This window comes from Enterobacter sp. Ag1, from assembly GCA_000277545.1.
Lineage (GTDB): Bacteria > Pseudomonadota > Gammaproteobacteria > Enterobacterales > Enterobacteriaceae > Cedecea.
Window position 1 is genome coordinate 33,390 of the sequence record AKXM01000035.1, and the last position, 19,201, is coordinate 52,590.

14 protein-coding genes are annotated in these 19,201 nt (G+C 56.1%); 1 reads left to right on the forward strand and 13 read right to left on the reverse strand.

Features of this window, described 5'->3' with window-relative positions; all coding sequences use genetic code 11:
* Positions 1–107 precede the first annotated feature (107 nt).
* The 9 genes from bamB to A936_RS15345 all read right to left on the reverse strand — a co-directional run bounded on the left by bamB (position 108) and on the right by A936_RS15345 (position 15,173).
* Positions 108–1,289, reverse strand: coding sequence for an outer membrane protein assembly factor BamB (gene bamB, locus A936_RS15305; RefSeq protein ID WP_008459405.1), 1,182 nt, complete (start codon positions 1,287–1,289; stop codon positions 108–110).
* 10 nt (positions 1,290–1,299) lie between these two features.
* Entirely contained in the window at positions 1,300–1,920 is a 621-nt protein-coding gene (locus A936_RS15310; protein ID WP_008459406.1) for a YfgM family protein, read from the reverse strand.
* Positions 1,921–1,955: 35 nt separating this feature from the next.
* Positions 1,956–3,230: a histidine--tRNA ligase gene (gene hisS, locus A936_RS15315; RefSeq protein WP_008459407.1), complete on the reverse strand. Its 1,275-nt coding sequence runs from the start codon at positions 3,228–3,230 to the stop codon at positions 1,956–1,958.
* A gap of 115 nt (positions 3,231–3,345) precedes the next feature.
* A complete protein-coding gene (gene ispG / locus A936_RS15320) occupies positions 3,346–4,467 on the reverse strand; it encodes a flavodoxin-dependent (E)-4-hydroxy-3-methylbut-2-enyl-diphosphate synthase (RefSeq protein WP_008459408.1) in 1,122 nt (373 codons plus the stop codon).
* A 38-nt stretch (positions 4,468–4,505) separates the two neighbouring features.
* Entirely contained in the window at positions 4,506–5,501 is a 996-nt protein-coding gene (rodZ, locus tag A936_RS15325; protein ID WP_008459409.1) for a cytoskeleton protein RodZ, read from the reverse strand.
* A gap of 422 nt (positions 5,502–5,923) precedes the next feature.
* Entirely contained in the window at positions 5,924–7,087 is a 1,164-nt protein-coding gene (gene rlmN, locus A936_RS15330) for a dual-specificity RNA methyltransferase RlmN (RefSeq protein WP_008459410.1), read from the reverse strand.
* Between the two features lie 178 nt (positions 7,088–7,265).
* On the reverse strand, positions 7,266–7,697 hold the full coding sequence (ndk, locus tag A936_RS15335) for a nucleoside-diphosphate kinase (RefSeq protein ID WP_008459411.1): 432 nt from the start codon (positions 7,695–7,697) through the stop codon (positions 7,266–7,268).
* A gap of 169 nt (positions 7,698–7,866) precedes the next feature.
* Positions 7,867–10,149, reverse strand: a complete 2,283-nt coding sequence (gene pbpC / locus A936_RS15340) for a peptidoglycan glycosyltransferase PbpC (protein WP_442892841.1) — start codon at positions 10,147–10,149, stop codon at positions 7,867–7,869.
* Positions 10,150–10,205: 56 nt separating this feature from the next.
* Positions 10,206–15,173 (reverse strand): alpha-2-macroglobulin family protein, encoded by a 4,968-nt coding sequence (locus tag A936_RS15345; RefSeq protein ID WP_034809530.1) that lies wholly within the window; start codon positions 15,171–15,173, stop codon positions 10,206–10,208.
* Positions 15,174–15,412: 239 nt separating this feature from the next.
* On the opposite strand from A936_RS15345, the gene sseA reads away from it, so the two are divergent.
* Positions 15,413–16,261 carry a 3-mercaptopyruvate sulfurtransferase gene (sseA, locus tag A936_RS15350; protein WP_008459416.1) on the forward strand — a complete coding sequence of 283 codons (849 nt, stop codon included), beginning with the start codon at positions 15,413–15,415 and terminating at the stop codon, positions 16,259–16,261.
* 50 nt (positions 16,262–16,311) lie between these two features.
* On the opposite strand, the gene sseB is transcribed toward sseA, so the two are convergent.
* The 4 genes from sseB to fdx all read right to left on the reverse strand — a co-directional run bounded on the left by sseB (position 16,312) and on the right by fdx (position 19,200).
* A complete protein-coding gene (gene sseB, locus A936_RS15355; protein WP_008459418.1) occupies positions 16,312–17,088 on the reverse strand; it encodes an enhanced serine sensitivity protein SseB in 777 nt (258 codons plus the stop codon).
* A 211-nt stretch (positions 17,089–17,299) separates the two neighbouring features.
* A complete protein-coding gene (pepB, locus tag A936_RS15360) occupies positions 17,300–18,586 on the reverse strand; it encodes an aminopeptidase PepB (protein WP_008459420.1) in 1,287 nt (428 codons plus the stop codon).
* A 66-nt stretch (positions 18,587–18,652) separates the two neighbouring features.
* Positions 18,653–18,853, reverse strand: a complete 201-nt coding sequence (gene iscX / locus A936_RS15365) for a Fe-S cluster assembly protein IscX (RefSeq protein ID WP_008459423.1) — start codon at positions 18,851–18,853, stop codon at positions 18,653–18,655.
* Between the two features lie 11 nt (positions 18,854–18,864).
* Positions 18,865–19,200, reverse strand: coding sequence for an ISC system 2Fe-2S type ferredoxin (gene fdx, locus A936_RS15370; protein ID WP_008459424.1), 336 nt, complete (start codon positions 19,198–19,200; stop codon positions 18,865–18,867).
* Between the last annotated feature and the right edge of the window lies 1 nt (position 19,201).

A 19,201-nucleotide genomic window follows, 5' to 3' on the forward strand; every position in this document is an offset into this window, starting at 1 on the left:
CTCAAAATTTATTAATAAAACAGCGTCAATTTTCGGCTGTTTTTAAAAAGCCAAAACGGCTCCCGAACTACGGGAACCGTTTCAAACGTGACGATTATCCGACAAGTTTAGCGTTTGATGGCGTACAGCGTGCCGTCTTTTGCCTGGATAAGCAGTTTGTCGCTGGCAACCACTGGCGTCGTCTGGAAGCCGGAACTGTCCACTTTCTGCTGGGCAACAAAGCGCCCATCATCGTTGTTGATCCAGTGCATGTAGCCTTCGCTGTCGCCAACGACCAGGTAGCCATTGTACAGCACTGGCGCGGTCAGGTTGCGGTGCAGCAGATCGCTTTGCGTCCACAGCGTTACGCCGCCGTCTACGTTCAGCGCAACAACGCGGTCATTCTGATCCACCAGGTAAATGCGGTTCCCGTCCACGATGAAGTCGTTCACCGAGCCCATCTCACGTTTCCACATGATCTGGCCAGAACGCAGATCCAGCGCCGTCAGGTTGCCGTTGTAAGCCAGAGCATAAACCACGCCATTCACGATAACCGGCGTAGTATCCACGTCGCTCAGGCGGTCAATTTCTGTCGCGCCAGTCGCCTGGGAGATACGCTGCTGCCAGATAAGCTGGCCCTGCTGCATCAGCACGGCGCTTACGCGGCCGTTATCTCCGCCGACAATAGCGGCACCAAAGGCGGTGGCCGGAGCCGATTCACCGCGCAGGGACAGCGCAGGCATATCGAGGTTAACGCTCCATTTTACCGCGCCGTCAGCTTCGTTCAGCGCCTGCAGCATACCGTTGCTGGTATGAATCAGCACCACGCCGTCGCTCACAACCGGGCGAGACAGCGCTTCGCCAGCCACTTTTGCCTGCCAGGCGATGCTGCCGTCGGAGGTGTTCAGGGCAAAGACTTTCGCTTTTTCGGTGCCAACATAAACGTGGCCGCCGTCAACGGTCAGGCCACCGGACAGCAGAGCAGGAATATTGCTGGAGAAGAAGCCGGTTTTCTCAGAGAGATCGACCTTCCACTCTTCTTTGCCGTCATCCGCATTCAGCGCTTTCACGATACCGCGACGGTCAGCAGCATAAATGGTGCTGCCCTGCCACGCCGGATGCAGGTTAGAGTAGAAATCACCGATTCCATCACCCACGGACGTGCTCCACGCTTTTGCCGGAGTGAACTGATTTTCCACCGTTGGCAGCGGGGACATTTTAACCACATCTTCTTCGCCGCTGAACAGGGAGCAGCCGCTGAGCAGCGTCAAGGAGAGCAGCCCAGGCACAAATAGTTTACGCAATTGCATCGGGTCCCTCTTAGCTGGACAAATTATTGATTTTCATCTGCATCATTTCACGCAGGGCCGGAGAAGCATTGGTCTGTGAACCTTTGCTCCACGCATCACGAGCGCCCTGCTTATCCCCTTTACTGAGCAGCGCTTCGCCGCGCAGGTCGGCAACCATCGCTACCCAGCCTTCGCCTTTTACGCTATCCAGGGTTTTCAGCGCGGCATCAGCCTGTTTCTGCTGAATCTGAATGCGAGCCAGACGCAGATTGATCAGCGCCTGCATGTTCGCATCTTTGGTGCTGCTAAGGCCGTTTTGCAGCTGCGTTGCCGCTTTATCCAGCTCGTTTTTATCCACGAACTGCTGCGCCAGCTCTAACGCCGCCAGCGCGCCGTAGGTGTTTTTGTTGTCAGCGGCAAATTTCTCGACCGCTTCCAGCGTTTGCGGCTGGTCTGCTTTCACCGCGCTGGTCACATTCTGGTAAGCCAGGGAGGCTTCACGCATGGAGTCGTCCTGGTGGCCGTTCCAGTAACGCCAGCCCACCAGAGCGCCGATACCCAGCACAACCCCGACTACCAGCGCTTTGCCGTTTTCCGCAAAGAAGCGTTTAACCGCTTCCATCTGATCGTTTTCGTTCTCGTAAACTTCCACGCAGTCCTTCTCCTTAACGAATAATCACCGGGTAATTAACCCAGTAACGCCTGCAGATGGGCGGCAGCGTCGGCTTGCGCGACGTTTTGTTGCTCACCTGTGCGTAAATCCTTAACCACGACCTCGCCTTTAGCGACTTCATCTTCGCCCAGCACCAGTGCAACGCGAGCGCCCCACTTGTCGGCACGAACGAACTGCTTCTTGAAGTTACCGCCGCCGTAGTTAGTCATCAATTTCAGGGCCGGCACCTGGTCACGTAGCTTTTCAGCCAGCAGCATTGCCGCACCCTGCGTTCCCTGACCTGAAGATATCAGGTACATATCGACAACGGATTCTGCTTTAAATTCAGGATTAATCGCCTGAACCAGTAAAACAAGGCGTTCGAGGCCCATGGCAAAGCCAACCGCTGGCGCCGCGCGCCCGCCAAGCTGCTCCACCAGACCATCGTAGCGGCCACCGGCACACACGGTACCCTGAGAGCCCAGGCTATTGGTCACCCACTCAAACACGGTGCGGTTGTAGTAATCCAGGCCGCGAACCAGACGCTGGTTAACGGTGTAAGCAATGCCTGCCGCATCCAGGAACTGGCACAGACCGGCGAAATGCTCGCGGGACTCTTCATCCAGGTAATCGCCCAGCTGAGGCGCGTCGTTCAGCAGAGCCTGAACGTCCTGATTTTTGGAGTCCAGCACGCGCAGCGGGTTGCTGTACATGCGGCGTTTGCAGTCTTCGTCCAGCTTCTCTTTATGCTGTTCCAGGAAAGCAACCAGCGCATCACGGTAGTTAGCGCGCGCTTCCAGAGAACCGATGGAGTTCAGCTCCAGGCTAACGTGCTGGTCAATACCCAGCGCGCGCCACCAGCGAGCGGTCAGCATGATAAGCTCGGCGTCGATATCCGGACCGTTCAGGCCAAACACTTCCACACCCAGCTGATTAAACTGGCGGTAACGCCCTTTCTGAGGACGTTCGTGGCGGAACATCGGCCCGATGTACCACAAACGCTGTTCCTGATTGTACAGAAGACCATGTTCGATACCGGCACGCACGCAGCCCGCGGTGCCCTCAGGACGCAGGGTCAGGCTGTCGCCGTTGCGATCCTCAAAGGTATACATCTCTTTTTCAACCACGTCGGTGACTTCACCGATAGCGCGTTTGAATAACGGGGTCTGCTCTACAATCGGCAAACGGATTTCGCTGTAACCGTAGCTCGCGAGCACCTGCTTAAGAATGCCTTCAATACGCTGCCAGATGGCGGTTTCGCCCGGCAGGTAATCGTTCATGCCGCGAATGGCTTGAATATTTTTTGCCACGTTTGTTCTCTGCTTTATATACAAAAAATGAACCCGAAATCAGGCCACTTACTCAGGTAAACGGCCGTGCGGGCTCAATCATACACGGGAAGCCCTGTGCTTCCCATGCTTCGCATTATTTTTCCAGCTGTTGGATATCAATACGCTGTTTTTCATCCAGCATGCTGGCTTTGGCACGAATACGCGCTTCAAGCTGCGCAATCATGTCGTCGTTGTCCATACGATCTCGCTGGCGGACGCCATCTTCGTAGAAACCACTTTTTTTATTGCCGCCGGTCACCCCAAGCGTGGAAACCAGCGCTTCACCCGGGCCATTCACCACGCAGCCGATAATGGAAACGTCCATCGGGGTGATAATGTCTTCCAGGCGCTGCTCCAGGGCGTTTACCGTCCCGATGACGTCAAACTCCTGACGTGAGCAAGTTGGACAGGCGATAAAGTTGATCCCACGGGAGCGAATGCGCAGCGACTTAAGGATGTCGAAGCCCACTTTGATCTCTTCCACCGGATCTGCCGCCAGGGAAATGCGCAGCGTGTCACCGATCCCTTCAGAGAGCAGCAGCCCGAGGCCGATAGCGGATTTAACAGAACCCGCGCGCGCGCCGCCCGCTTCGGTGATCCCGAGGTGCAGCGGCTGATCGATCTGCTTTGCCAGCAGGCGATAAGACTCAACGGCCAGGAATACGTCTGACGCTTTTACGCTCACCTTAAACTGATCGAAGTTGAGACGATCCAGATGATCGACGTGGCGCATGGCGGATTCGAGCAGCGCCTGAGGCGTCGGCTCGCCGTATTTTTCCTGCAGATCTTTTTCCAGAGAGCCGGCATTCACGCCGATACGGATAGGAATGTTTTTATCGCGTGCGCAGTCAACCACCGAGCGAATACGCTCTTCGTTGCCGATGTTGCCGGGGTTAATACGCAGGCAATCAACGCCGTACTCTGCGACTTTAAGCGCAATACGGTAATCGAAGTGAATATCGGCGACCAGCGGGACGCTGACCTGCTGCTTGATAAGCTTAAACGCCTCTGCGGCGTCCATTGTCGGCACGGATACACGAACGATATCGGCACCCACGCGTTCTAATGCTTTGATTTGATTAACCGTGGCTTCCACATCGGTGGTGCGCGTATTGGTCATCGACTGAACGGCGATAGGGGCACCATCGCCGATTGGCACATTACCGACGTAGATCCGCTTGGATTTGCGACGTTGGATGGGTGCGGCATTATGCATGGTAAATCTCCACAATTACGCGTCTGAACTGGCGCTGATTATTCAGCACCGACAGTGAGACGTGCAACCTGGTTAGTTCTGATAAAGCGACTCAGGTCCACAGGTTTGCCCTGATATTGAACCTGTACTGCTGACGGTGCGCCAATTTTCAGTTTATAAGGCGCTTTACCCGCTAAATCGAGCTTCGCATCTTTGCGCTGCAGGCCGCTAAACAGCTTTTTGCCGCTGGCGTCGGTCACTTCCAGCCAGCAGTCAGCGGTGAAGTGCATAGACAGCCCCTGAGAGGCGTCCGCAGTCTGATTCACGCCAGCCTGATCGGTTGGCAGTTGGCCTGCGGTTGGTGCTGGCGTTGTCTGGGCGTTATCAACAGGTGCCTGGCTTGGCGCCACAACGGCAGATTGCTGAGCCGCATTTTCAGTAGCGTTTTGCTGAGCTGGCGCAGAAGAAGAAGCGGTGTTCTCCACTGGCGTAGGCAGTTCAACAGGTTGCGCAGGTGTTGATGTAGTAGATGTTGCATCGGCAGGCGTATCACTGCCGGTGTTCAGCGGCACAGACTGGCCGCCGCTGGTTGAAAGTTCGGTGGAAGATTGATCGGCCATGGTCGACAGCTCTTCCTGCTGCGCTTTGTGATTTTGCCACCACCATGCGCCGGTCAGGCCAATCACCACGAACAGAATCAGCCAGGTAAAGCTCATCAGCCAGCCGTCGCGCTTTTTACGACGCTTACCAAGAGAGAAGCTTTGCATCGGCTCAACTTTGGCTGCCTTAATCGGTGCCTGTTTCGCCATCATCGGCAACAGCTCTTCTTCAGGAATACGAACCAGTCGCGCATAAGAGCGGATATAGCCACGCAGGAAAGTAGACGCCAGCTCGGCAGGCGCCTTGTCGTCTTCGATATCCCTGACGGTGGAAACTTTCAGGCACAGGCGTTCGGCCACAGCCTGCTGGCTGAGCCCCATTTGCTCACGTGCATTACGTAAACGCTGGCCTGTGGTTTGTGCTGCATTTGATTCGTTAGTGGCTTCAGTATTCATTAGCTACAACTGCTGGTACTGTTCAAATTAAAGAATTTGGCACAAGTCCTGTACCGCAGCGTCTCCGCTACGTCAGATTGACTCGCACCGCGAAACAAATCTGATACCTGAAGGCTACCCCTCAGTAAAAATTCCCGATTCCAGCCATGCTGTTAGCGCTAGCTGGCATTTTTACGGGCTACCGGACTCGCCGGTTAGTTAACCATAGTCAGCCTTTGGCTGGCTGTCCGTTAACTTTACGAAATGGGCACAACTAAACTGTTGTTGCGACGCTACATACTGCCTTAAAGCCGCCAGAAACGCACCGTAATTATTATGCTGAATGATGTATTAGGCCACGTTATTGACTGTTCATGCACTTTTGCCCGTTTTTTATACCGCGCCAGGCACCCTCGCCCAGCGCGGCAAATCGCCATCTACAATCAAACAGCTTTTACGGCAATAGGTTCGCCCTGCATACGTTTACGCATAGTGCGTTTGGTACGGTCGATCACTTCCCCCGCCAACTGACCACATGCCGCGTCGATATCGTCGCCGCGTGTCTTGCGAACAATGGTGGTGAAACCATAGCTCATCAGCACTTTAGAGAAACGATCGATACGGCTGTTGGAGCTGCGGCCGTATGGTGCGCCCGGGAACGGGTTCCATGGAATCAAGTTGATTTTGCATGGCGTATCTTTCAGGCATTCAGCCAGCTGATGCGCATGTTCGGTACCATCATTGACGTGATCCAGCAGAACGTATTCCACCGTGACGCGGCCCTGGTTGGCGTTGGATTTCTCCAGGTAACGACGAACGGCCGCCAGGAAGGTTTCGATGTTGTACTTCTTGTTGATCGGCATGATTTCATCGCGAATATCATCGGTCGGCGCGTGCAGCGAAATTGCCAGCGCGACATCAATCATATCCCCGAGCTTATCCAGTGCGGGTACCACACCAGAGGTAGAAAGCGTGACGCGGCGTTTGGACAGACCAAAGCCAAAGTCGTCGAGCATAATTTCCATTGCCGGAACAACGTTGTTCAGGTTCAGCAGCGGTTCGCCCATGCCCATCATCACCACGTTGGTGATAGGACGCACGCCGGTTTTCTTCTGCGCACCGATAATCTTCGCCGCGCGCCAGACCTGACCAATAATTTCAGACACGCGCAGGTTACGGTTAAAGCCCTGCTGCGCGGTTGAGCAGAATTTACATTCTAGCGCACAGCCAACCTGAGAAGAAACACACAGCGTGGCGCGGTCTTCCTCCGGGATATACACCGTTTCCACCAGCTGGTCGGCAATTTTGATTGCCCACTTGATGGTACCGTCGGCAGAACGTTGCTCTTCAGCAACTTCAGGTGCACGAATCTCGGCGATCTCTTTCAGCTTATTGCGCAGGACCTTGTTGATGTCCGTCATTTCGTCGAAATCATCACTGCAGTAGTGATACATCCACTTCATGACCTGATCTGCACGGAAAGGTTTTTCACCCAGCTCGGCGAAAAACTCGCGCAGCTGCTGGCGGTTGAGATCGAGCAGGTTAATTTTTTCGGCTTTATTGGAAACAACAACAGGTGTTGCTTCAGGCGTGTTCATTTCAGACATAATGTTTTCCGGCCTCGTTGTTACACGTTATGGCCCCTGGAGGGTTAGAAAAAGAAACGCCCCGGTGAGCAGGCTCTTCCGGGGGCGTTGCATTGTACAAATTTTATGGCATAGATGCCACGACTGAAAGCGAACAACTAAGATATTAAGTGTAAATTCGCTTACAGATTTAGAAATATCAACGAGTGCGTGGGCACACTTCGCCTTCGCCGAAGAAGTAGGCGATTTCACGGGCTGCGGATTCTACGGAGTCAGAACCGTGGGTGCCGTTTTCGGTGAAGCTGTCCGCGTAGTCTGCACGCAGAGTACCAGCCAGTGCGTTAGCCGGGTTAGTTGCGCCCAGCAGGTCACGGTGACGCTGTACTGCGTTTTCGCTTTCCAGCACGGAAACCACGATTGGGCCAGAAGTCATGAACTCAACCAGACCGTCGAAGAACGGCTTACCGTCGTGCTCGGCGTAGAAACCACGAGCCTGCTCAACGGTCAGGTGCAGCATTTTTGCGCCAACGATTTTAAACCCTGCAGATTCAAAACGAGTATAAATGTTACCAATAACGTTTTTTGCCACCGCGTTTGGTTTGATGATGGAAAAAGTACGTTCAATAGCCATGATTACCTCTGTAGATGTTCTGTGTGTCCGGGGAAACCCGATTATGAAATTGGCGCAGATTATAAAGAGCAAGTTTGTCGTTGCCTATGGATGGAGATAACATTTTTTTAAAATAAGATTAATTTTGGCAACACTATTGCTGCAGAGGGTGAAATTTCACGTTTTGCCGTCACTGCAGGGTAAAGGTCGCGCTGGCAACCTGCCCGGACTCATCCATCACCACGACCTGATAGTCGCCCGGTTTATTGAGCATTAAGGCCAGCCCGTCGCCTTTACTCTCTTCGCTTTCTCCGTTAATGAACCACCACCGCTGGCCCTGCCCGCCCTGGCTGGAAAGCCGTAGCGGGAGCTGCATCTGCCCCGGTAAGCGTTTCAAAATAGTGCCGTCACGCACGCCGAGCAGCAGCAGCGGCGTGGCACTCTCTTTCTGTAGCGGTGGGCAACTGGCTGAAACTGCTGGCAAACGAGCAGCACGGCGTTCAGTCGGGGGTAGCCAGGGTTCAAGGGGCAATGGCCAGAGAGCAACTGCCTGTTGAATAGCCCCAGGGCAATCGGCTGCCACTCGCTTACCCTGCGCATCCACCCAAATAAGCTGGCGCGTTCCCTGAGCCCCTTCTTGCCCCGGTGCCAGCAGCGTGGGCGGCTGAGCATCGTCCAGAAGCCATGTTGCCAGCCGTCGACGACAGTTCACATCCCCGGCTGGCAATGCCTGGCCGCCAGGCCAGCAGATCTCTGCGGCAGTAACGGAAGTGGGCCGGGGATCGGTCGGTAAATGGAGCTGCTGCACGCGCGAATTAGCCTGCAGCAAATTATTCACCTGATTAAGCAGCGGTACGGCACTCCCTAACCCAAACTGCCCCGCCACCGGCGTGCTATCAGGCCTGCCGGTCCAGATGCCAATCAGATAGCGCGAATTAATGCCTATGGCCCAAGCATCACGATACCCGTAACTGGTCCCGGTTTTCCACGCCAGAGGGACGACGGGAGGTAAAGAAGCATCCGGCTGAGGCTGGGCCTCCCCGGCAAGAATACGGCGAATCACCCACGCAGCTCCCGGCGACATCAGAGGGCGCTCTCGCAGGGCATCACTTTCCAAAACCCGCAACTGAGCGGCCTTGCCATGACGGGCAAACGCGCTGTAGGCTGCCACTATCTGGTCCAGCCTGGCACCACCGCCCCCAAGAATAAGCGACAGGTTCGGCTCACTGCCCTGAGGGAAGCGAAGATTAAGCCCCACGTTGCCCATCTGCCCGGCAAAACGCTTCGGCCCGTAGGCCTCAAGCACCTGAACAGCAGGTAAATTCAGCGAACGCACCAGGGCATCGCTCATGCTTACCGGCCCGTGAAAACCGGTGTCGAAGTTCCCAGGGCGATAATCGCCGAACCGACGCGGAACGTCCTGCAACAACGACGCCGGATGAATCAGCCCGTCATCCATTGCCATGCCGTAAACAAAAGGCTTTAACACGGACCCCGGCGAGCGAATCGCGGTGATCATATCGACATGCCCAAATCGGCTGTCATCGTTAATATCCGCCGATCCCACCCACGCGCGAACCTGCATTGTAGTGTGATCAACCACCAGCATGGCCAGCGAGGAGCGAGGCGGCAGGCGTGATTTCCAGTTCAGCGCCAGCTCTTCCAGCTGGCGCTGTAAAGGAGCATTTATCGTGGTCGCAATCAACGTTGACTTGCTTTTCGATACCAGTGCCCGCGACAGCAGCGGAGCCAGCTGCGGCATCTGTCGCGGTGCCAGCCAAACAGGCTCCTGCAAAGCCTCATCAATCTGCTTTTGCGACCAGACGCCCTGTTCCGCCATACGGCGTAAAACCTTATCCCGCGCCTGTTGCGCTCGTTCAGGCCAGCGATCGGGCCGCAGGCGGCTGGGAGCCTGAGGCAGCACGGCAAGCAAGGCCGCTTCTGAATAACTTAGCTGCTCAGGCGCTTTTCCAAGATACGCCCAGCTTGCCGCGCCGATCCCCTGTAGTGTGCCGCCAAAGGGGGCACGATTAAGGTAGAGCGTCAGGATCTCCGTTTTGGAAAGATGCCACTCGAGCTGAAAGGCCCGCCAGACCTGACGTATTTTGCCGCCGAGTGTACGAGGATGGGGGTCCAATAAGCGGGCGACCTGCATTGTCAGCGTACTGCCACCAGAGATCACTTCCCCATTGCGCAGATCCTGCCAGGCCGCGCGCAAGATAGAGAACGGATTGACGCCAGGATGATCCCAAAACCAGCGATCCTCATAGCCGATTAGCGCATCCAGGTAGCGGGGAGAAACCTGATTCAGTACGACGGGGTAACGCCAGATCCCTTCGGCATCAGCAAAACGCCAAAGCGGCGTGCCGTCTGCCGCCACCACCACGCGGGCCGGATTGACCTCTTGCAGCGGCAACGGCCAAAGCTTATCCGCCAGCCAGATAAAAGTGGCAACCAGCAGCGGGACTATCAGCCAGAGATAGCCCCGCCGCCAGCGTGGCCTTGATCCGTTAAGCACCGACGTTCTGCTTACGGTACAACGGTCAACGTGCCGGTACTGCTACCGGTTGCCCGCCACTGCGGAACGTACATGGATTCCACCTGCGGTACGGGCACGGTGTAGCTTCCCGGCGTAACGGCTCGGGCCAGGTAAATAAGCGTCGCATGCTGGCCTTCATTAAGCGGCAATGCGGCCACAAAGCGGTCATCCCTGAACTCCATATGCTGAATGTCCTGCTGCTGCATTTGGTTCAGCAGAGTCTGTACTTCACTCGCGCTGTCCCCCAGGCTGGCGCTGCTGTTAGCCAGATTCTGGTTTTCCAGCTCCAGCCCGGCCGGCAGTAAATCGACGACCAGCGCATCAGGCACGTTCTTGTCTGCCCAAACGTCCAGCCAGACCATAACCAGCTCACCGCTTTTCAGTGAAGAAAGCGGCCGGGTGTTGCCTTTCGCATCAAGGAAGTGGCGTTCAATATGCAGCACATTGCTGTAGGGAGCCGGTGCCTGCTGCGGATATCCCGCGCTGTCGAGGCGCAAATAGAGGCTGCTCATCCCGGTGTTGGTCACCTGCAGATCAGAAAGCTGCTGCGCGCTCAGATTGCGCGTTACCGACTGACTGGATGCCAGTGGCTGTGCACCAAGCGATGTTTGCGCCTGCCAGTCGCCTTTCACGTTTTGCAGACCGTGACCGGCAATAAACAACGCATTGGTTTCCTGAGTGGATAACCAACGCTGGCTCCAGGCCAAATCAGACAGCTCAAGCAGTAGCTGGTTTTGAGCGTCGGGTAGCAGCTTATTCTCTTCCAGCAGGCTCAGCATCATCGCTTTATCCCGCAGTTCGCTGCCGTAATCCGCCATCCAGATCTGTTTATCACTGCGCTGAGTTTTCAGCCCCAAAGCAATCGCCTGTTGGCTGCGAGGTTCATCCCCCATGAACTTCAGCGCGATGCCCAGCTGCACGAGCGGCAGCCCGGCACGCGCCTGATCGTGGCGCTGCCAAAGCTCGCGCAATGCCCCAAGGGGCGCTTTTTGCTGACGAGCCAGCACCAACCCGGCATAAGCCTGTACCGCAAAGCGGCTGGCCGGAGCGTCGTCACTGTAGCGTAAGGCAATCAAACCCGGATCCTGCAGATAGCGCAGCAGGCGCTGATTGGCCTTGCTGAGTGCATCCGCATTGACGCTGTAACCCTGTTCGCCAGCTCGCACCAGGAAGTCGGTCACGTAGGCCGTCAGCCAGTATTCTTCCGGCCCTGCTTTATCCCACAGTCCAAAAGCGCCATTGTCACTTTGCATCTCAAGCAGGCGGGCAATCCCTACATCAATGGCGTTCCGGCGCTGCTGGTCGGTAATACCTTTGATACCCAGCGCATTAAGTTCAGCTTCATTGGTGTACAGAGACGGGAACAGACCGCTGGTCGTTTGCTCAAGGCAGCCATACGGATAGGCTTTTAGCTCACGAATGTAACGCGCCAGGTTCAGTGGCGGACGCCCACTCAGCAGCAGCTGCCCTTCCAGGGTAGATTCAGCAATGCCGGACAGATGCTTAGGCGGAAGCGTCCATGTCTCTCCCGGTTTAACCACGGCACCGCTGTTCACCGTCTGCGCAGGGAATGCAGGACGAACGGCGATTTTCCACTGTTTGATTGGGTCAGCCAGCGTTTCACCCGGCAGTGCGAGGCCGTTAATCACGGCTTTGATTTCACCGTCACCGAAACCTTCCAGCGCACGTACGGGAATGAACAGCGTGCCGCGAGCACCAGGCGCCAGCTTCACGTCCATCGTCGACGCGCCATTGAGCGCTAACAGCCCTTGAGCGCTGAGTACCACGCTAAGCTGCTGGGGCCTGTCCGTCAGGTTAGTAAGATCCAGCGCGAGGCGGCTGGTATCGCCACTCGCCATAAACCTCGGCGCGGCCAGTTCGCTCACTAGCGGCGCGGCAACCGTGACTTTTTCTTCGCTATTACCAAAGCGATCGTCGGTCCAGGCCTGCGCCATAACCCGCAACTCGCCGTTGAAATCACCAATCGGCAGCGTCACCGTTCCTTCGCCGTTTTCATCCAGCGCAACCGGTTGGGCTTGCTGAGCGATGATAGTGACATGATTCACCGGCTTTTTACCGCCGCGACTAAGCTCATCGCCTTCATCGCCGTCACCGCCGAAGCGCAAAGCAGCCAGCCGCCCTTCGCCTTCAATCACCTGACCGTAAATGTCATAGATATCTGCCCCATAGCGCTTGCGTCCAAAGAAGGCGTCCCACGGATCCGGCGTTTTGTAATCGGTGATATTCAGCACACCGCTGTCCACGGCGGACAGCAGCACGTTAATCTGCTTCGGCACTTCGCCATTTTTCACGCTGGCCTTCACCTTCACGGTCAGGTTTTGGTTAGGCCGCATTTTGGCTGGATTTTGCAACGTCAGATCGAGACGGCGGCTCTCGTCTCCTAGCGGCAGATGAAGGATCCCGACCGCGCGCTTAGGCGTGGCGGAACGCGCCTTGTCTCCGGGGCGAATAACAACGGTGCTTAAGTAAAGATCGTGCCGCTGCCAGCGCTTATCCACCGGAATGGCAAGATCCATGCCGCCTGCCGGAACATCAATTTCTTTCCACCACAGTGGGCCGTCACTGGATTCCACCAGCGCATAGCCTTTACCTGCGGCAGGCGCGGCAATATGCAGATTGATGGTATCGCCAGCTTTGTAAGACGGTTTATCTATTTTTAGCGTCACCCTGTCCGGGCGCACCGCCCCCGTACCATCGCTGTTATCCTGCCAGCTGTAACCGGCCCAGAAGCGCAGGCTACTGACAAGGTTGCTCTCAGGATCTCGAACTTCCAGGCGGTACGAGCCCCACTCTACCGGGAAGGCAACTTTGCCGGTTTCTCCGGCAGCCAGCGTCAACTTCTGCTCGGCTTCCACCAGATCTTTTTGATCGTACTGAGACCGCCAGCCTTCACTTTCTTCCCAGCTCCAGTAGTAGTCCCGGCGCTCACGAATCAGGCGCACGTCCAGATCGCTTACCGCCAGCTTTTCCCCCTGCGCATCGGCATACACAATGTCGAAACCTGCGCTGCTGTCTTCATCGACGATGGGCTGAGTGCGGGTAGTGTCGGTCCGGTAGTCATAAACCTCTTTGCTGGCAAATTGAGGGCGGATCCCAGGCATTGCCTGAGCTGGCCAGATAGCCTGCTCAACGCGGCGTGTCACCGGGCGACCGCCGGACTCCAGCAGGCTAGCCTGCAAAATAAGGCGCAGAGGAGAATGCACGTCCCCCCACTGGCTTTCCGCGCTGACGGTCGTGTGCCCTTGTTCATCCAGCGTTAGCTCAACGGCATCCAGGCTACGGGAAAGGTTTTGCTCATTGATATCGCCGAACTGGAACCCAGGCAGCTTTGCAACGGCATCACGTAAAGGGCGTAGGAATAGCTGCCCCTGAAGGCTGTTACCCGCGGCTGGCGCACCGTAGAGATAGCGCCCGGTAACGTCGAAATTGACGGTATCTTCAGGCGCTATCGGCGCGCTCTGCGCCGTGAGATTCAGCGCCATACGCTCCGGCATGAAGTCTTCAACTTTAAATGTCCAGATACGCGGCTGGTTATCCCCGGTGTTGACCCGCATTTGCCAGTTACCGGTTGCCGCGCTTTCACTCAGAGGCCAGGTAAATTGATAAAGTCCGTTGGCAGATTGCCACACTTCGGTGCGGGTAACCTGGCCGTCCGGTTTTACGACCTCAAGCTTCACCGGCTGCGGCGGGAGCGGTTTGCCATCCCCATCCCTGAGCAAGGCATTCACGATGACAGACTCTCCGGGGCGATAGAGATCTCTTGGGCCAAACATGAAGAACTGTTTGCTGTAGCCTTGCTCACCGGCAATATCAAACTCCGCCAGATCCAGCGCCGGGCGGCTGAGATCGAGCAGCGTGGTTTGCTCACCATTGCGCGCCAGCAGCAGCGTGCCTTTGTTCAGCTTCTCAAGCGTGGCATGCCCGTCACTATCACTTTTCGTTTGCCCTACCGTTTGGCCTTTTTCGTTCAACAGCGCAATCTCCACACCCGACTGCGCGGCACCGTTCTCCAGGCTTTGAGTAAAGACGTCAATTCTGTCGTGGTAGCGATGCACCGAAACACCAACATCACTCAGCGTGAACAGGGTTGCAGCATTGCTGTAGGCGTAATGCCCGGCCTGGCTCATGATAGCGAGATAGACGCCGGGCTGCTGGAGAGGTTTGATATCACCCAGCGGCAGCATTAGCTTCTCACGAGTATTTCGCGCAGGATTTAGGTCAAAACGCCCGGTGTAAACCAAGTCAGCCAGCTTCAGCAGATTGTCAGATTCCCAGTTTGAAACCGAGTTACGGTACTGCCACTGGCTGACAAACGCGCTCAGGGAGCTGTCTTTAATGCGATAAAAGTTAACGTCAACGTTATCGACGTTAAGCGCCATCACCGGCAACCCCGCAATCACTTTAGTCGGCAGCAAGGAGCCCCGGCTGGCAAAGCCAACGCTCGGCTGAATATCACGCGTGGCAATTTGCTTTTCAAAGCCATCTTCGAACGTCGCTTTATTGAGCGCGAGCAGCCCGCTGTCTACGGTCACAATCAGCGTGCGTTTGGGCTCCAGATGCCGCAGACGAAGTTCTTTTAGGTCGCTGGAAAGCTCCCAGGCACCGTCCACTTTGCCGCTGGTTTTATCCACGAGATGGGCAACTTTATTGAAGTCCTGATTGGGATCGAGCGGAATCGAGAAGGTCAGCACTAACGTACTGGCACCGTCCAGCTGAACTTCAGAGGCATCGAGCAGCTTCAGCGGCTTCCCCGCAGACTGCTGAGCCAGTTTTTCCAGTTGAGCTGCATCCGGTTTAGTTTCAGCCTTACTGTTTTGTTCCGCTGCTGCAGAGGCGGTGGGCTGAACGGTTTGCTGATTGTTTTTATCGTCACAGCCGGAAAGCGCAAGCAGGCCGCAAACCAGTACGGCAAGGCTCGTCAAACGTAGTGCATTCATTCTTTCATCCCTGGCCAATAAGGGCCGCCAAACATTACGTAGAGCAAGTATTATGCGGATTAGCCAGAAAAGCGAAAGTCGGAATACTCTGCCTTGCGCGAAGCCTCGCAGGCGGCAGTAAATTTGCGGGTGTATTCATTAAGTTTTACGAAGTATCTCGCGGTGTCGGGCAAGGCTGCTTGCCGGGTTATAGAAAAACACCGACAATCCATTTTTCTTTGATGAACCGGAGGCTCATTGTGTCCACCTCTTTCTTCGTCGCGAGCGACTGGCTCGCAGAACATATTAACGATGACGATATCCAGATTTTAGATGCCCGCATGGCACCAGCAGGCCAGGAAGCACTTCGCGATATGCCTGCGGAGTACCGTGCCGGGCATCTGCCAGGTGCGGCCTATTTCGACATCGAAGCGCTCTCCGATCACACAAGCCCTCTTCCTCATATGATGCCACGTGCAGAAGCGTTTGCCGTTGCTATGCGCGAGCTTGGCGTTAGCAGTGACAAGCATCTGGTGGTTTACGACGAAGGCAACCTGTTCTCCGCGCCTCGCGCCTGGTGGATGCTGCGCACCTTCGGCGTCGAGAGAGTCTCCATTCTGGCCGGTGGGCTGGCGGAGTGGCAGCGTGAAGCATTGCCGCTGGAACAAGGGGACGTGGATCTACCGGAAGGTGAGTTCGAGGTTAACTTCGATCCGCTGGTGATCAAACGCCTGACGGACGTGCTGCTGGTCAGCCACGAAGGTACTGCACAAATTGTGGATGCCCGCCCTGCTCCTCGATTCAACGCGCTGGCCGATGAGCCACGCCCGGGCCTGAAACGCGGCCATATTCCTGGGGCGCTTAACGTGCCGTGGGTGGACCTGGTAGAAAACGGTCAACTGAAGACTACGGACAAACTGAGCGAGATCTTCGAACGCCAGGGCGTGAGCTTTGAGCGGCCAATTATTGCCAGCTGTGGTTCAGGCGTTACCGCCGCCGTTGTGGTGCTGGCGCTGACCACGCTGGGCGTGAACGGCGTGTCGCTTTACGATGGTTCGTGGAGTGAATGGGGTGCTCGCCCAGACCTGCCCGTTGAGCCTGCGCAATAAATACAAAAAGGGAGGCACTGCGCCTCCCTTAGAATATGTATAACCGGCCGTTAAATAATGCGGTTTTGCTTGAAGTCGCGCAGGAAGCTGCCCCAACGGCGTTCATAGAACGGCGGGATGTGGGCAATCATAAAGTGGCTGATACCCTTCTCGCCTTCAACAACCTGGCAGATATCAACCGGCTCATCGCCCGGCAACGTATCGGTGGCTACGCTTCCGGCCTGACGAATAATCGCCTCGATGTCGCCGTCGGCCTCAATGCCAATCAGCAGGTTTGGCTCTTCGTCCGCCTGTTCTTTGATGGAGCAGATAAACGCACGTTTGACCGTTTTCAGGTTTTTAAACAACGTGGTCAGAGAGTCAACCATCTGCGCTGGCGGTTCAGCAACTTCGGAAAGCAGCAGTGAAGTACCGCCCTCCAGCACTTCCTGCTGGCTCAGTGGATCGCTTTCCGCGCTGACCAGATGGCTGATTTCATTTGGCGTAAATTCTTTGCCTGTCGGCAGTTTGGCGTTGAGGAACAGCGCTTCACCCAGCGTCATTTCAAATAAAGTGCGCACGGGCATTACTACAAACGCCTGCTCGTGACTGACCGCTTCCTGCAAAGCTTCCAGGGACGTGAAGAAAGGGATCACCGAAGTGCCGTCTTCTTTTTCCCAGTGCTGCAGTTCAACTGCGCTCTCGGCGTCAATCGCTTCACCTTCTGCCGCATTGCCCGGCACCCAAACGGTGGATTCCAGCAGGGTGCGGAAAAATGCCGGGCGATGCGCCGGCTCGGTTGCCGCCTGCTCAAGCAGGGTTTCTAATTCGTTCTTTGTTTCTGACATTGTGATTCCGGGATAAAGCCTAAGGGGTTTACCCTCACCCTAACCCTCTCCCTGGTAGGGAGAGGGAACAGTTCTGAGTCTCTCTTCCTGAAAGGGAGATGAGAACCACTCAAAGTGTCTCCCCTTCCAGAGAGAGACTGTCGGTGTTGACTCCCTCCGAACTTTTTTCTCCCTCTCCCCTATGGGGAGAGGGCCGGGGTGAGGGGCAATATTACTTCGCTAACAGCAGATTGGCGATCGCACGCACGCCGAGACCGGTCGCACCAGCAGACCACTGCTCAACGGCACCTTTACGGTAAGTCGCAGAACAGTCAACGTGCAGCCAGCCTTCGTGGTAGTTTTCCACAAAGTGAGACAGGAAACCTGCCGCCGTGCTCGCTCCCGCAGGGTAAGAGGCGTTCGCGGTATTGTTCAATTCGGCGAAGTTAGACGGCAGCTGGCTGCGGTGGAATTCAGCCAACGGCAGGCGCCAGAACGGCTCGTTTTCTTCCGCCGCGCTTGCCAGCAGGCGGGCAGCCAGCTTGTCATCAAAGCTGAACAGCGCATGGTAGTCGTTACCCAGGGCCGTTTTTGCTGCCCCTGTCAGGGTCGCGCAGTCGATGATCAGCTCTGGTTTCTGTGCTGCGGCGTCAATCAGGCCATCAGCCAGCACCAGTCGCCCTTCGGCATCGGTGTTCATCACTTCAACGGTTTTGCCGTTGCGGTAGGTGATGATGTCACCCAGCTTCATGGCGTTGCCGCTGATCATGTTATCCGCACAGCAAAGGAACAGCTTAACGCGCTTGTTCAGGCCACGAGTGATGGCCAGAGCCAGTGCGCCAGTGATAGTCGCGGCGCCACCCATATCGGATTTCATGGAATCCATAAACGCGGTCTGCTTGATGCTGTAACCGCCGGAGTCAAAGGTAATGCCCTTCCCGACCAGGCTCGCATAAACCGGTGCATCCGGATTGCCGGTTGGGTTGTAGTCCAGCGCCAGCAGCACAGGGGCACGGTCTGAGCCACGGCCAACGGTGTGGATACCGGCATAGTTCTGCTCACGCAGGTCTTCGCCCTTGGTGATGCGGTAAGACACGTGGTCGCAGGCGACATCGCACAGCAGATCTACCGCGCGGGAAGCAAGCTGCTCAGGGCCAAGCTCTTCGGCCGGGGTGTTGATGGTATGGCGAACCCAGTCGATCACTTTCAGGCGGTTATCCAGCTCTTTCTGCTCGGTTTCGCTCAGCACCGCCCAGTCAATTTTGCGGGTGCCTTTTGGGGCACGATAGCCCTGCCAGAAAGCCCAGCTTTTCTCAACGTCCCAGCCTTCACCAGCCAGCTGGACGTGCTTCAGCCCCTGGCCGTCAATTTTGCGCGCCGCGCGCTGGATCAGACCGAGATCGTCTTTGCCGGTCAGGTGTAGGGTAATGCCGTCATTGTTAATGCTATACGTCGCCTTTTCGCCCCAGCGTGCGTCCGCTGGCTGCGTGGAAAGGGTGATTTTCATGGCTTCAGTCATTTTCCAATCCTTCATTATTCAGCACAGGCAAAATGCAAAAACGGGCCGCCCAAGGCAGCCCGTGTATCATTCAGCTTCACCTAACCAGACAAGTAAAATCGCTTCCAGTACTTTCTCGTTAGAAGCGTTCGGATCGTCATCAAACTCTTCCAGCTCGCAGATCCACTGGTGCATATCGGTGAAACGCACCGTCTTAGGATCGAGATCCGGACGGCTGTCGTACAGCGCCTCGCCGATTTCGCGGCTGTCGGTCCATTTCAGTCCCATGGCGACTCCCGTTAGTGTTCGCGTGCGTGGTTAATGGTGTAACGCGGCATCTCAACCACCAGGTCTTCGTCGCTGACGCGAGCCTGGCAGCTCAGGCGGCTTTCCGGCTCCAGACCCCATGCTTTATCCAGCATGTCGTCTTCGTCTTCGGTGCTTTCCGCGAGGGAATCAAAACCTTCACGCACTACGCAGTGGCAGGTGGTGCAGGCGCAGGACTTCTCACAGGCGTGTTCAATCTCAATGCCGTTGCGCAGCGCAACGTCGAGAATGGTTTCACCTTGCTTCGCTTCCAGAACTGCGCCATCCGGACACAGGTCCTGATGAGGCAGAAAAACAATCTTTGGCATA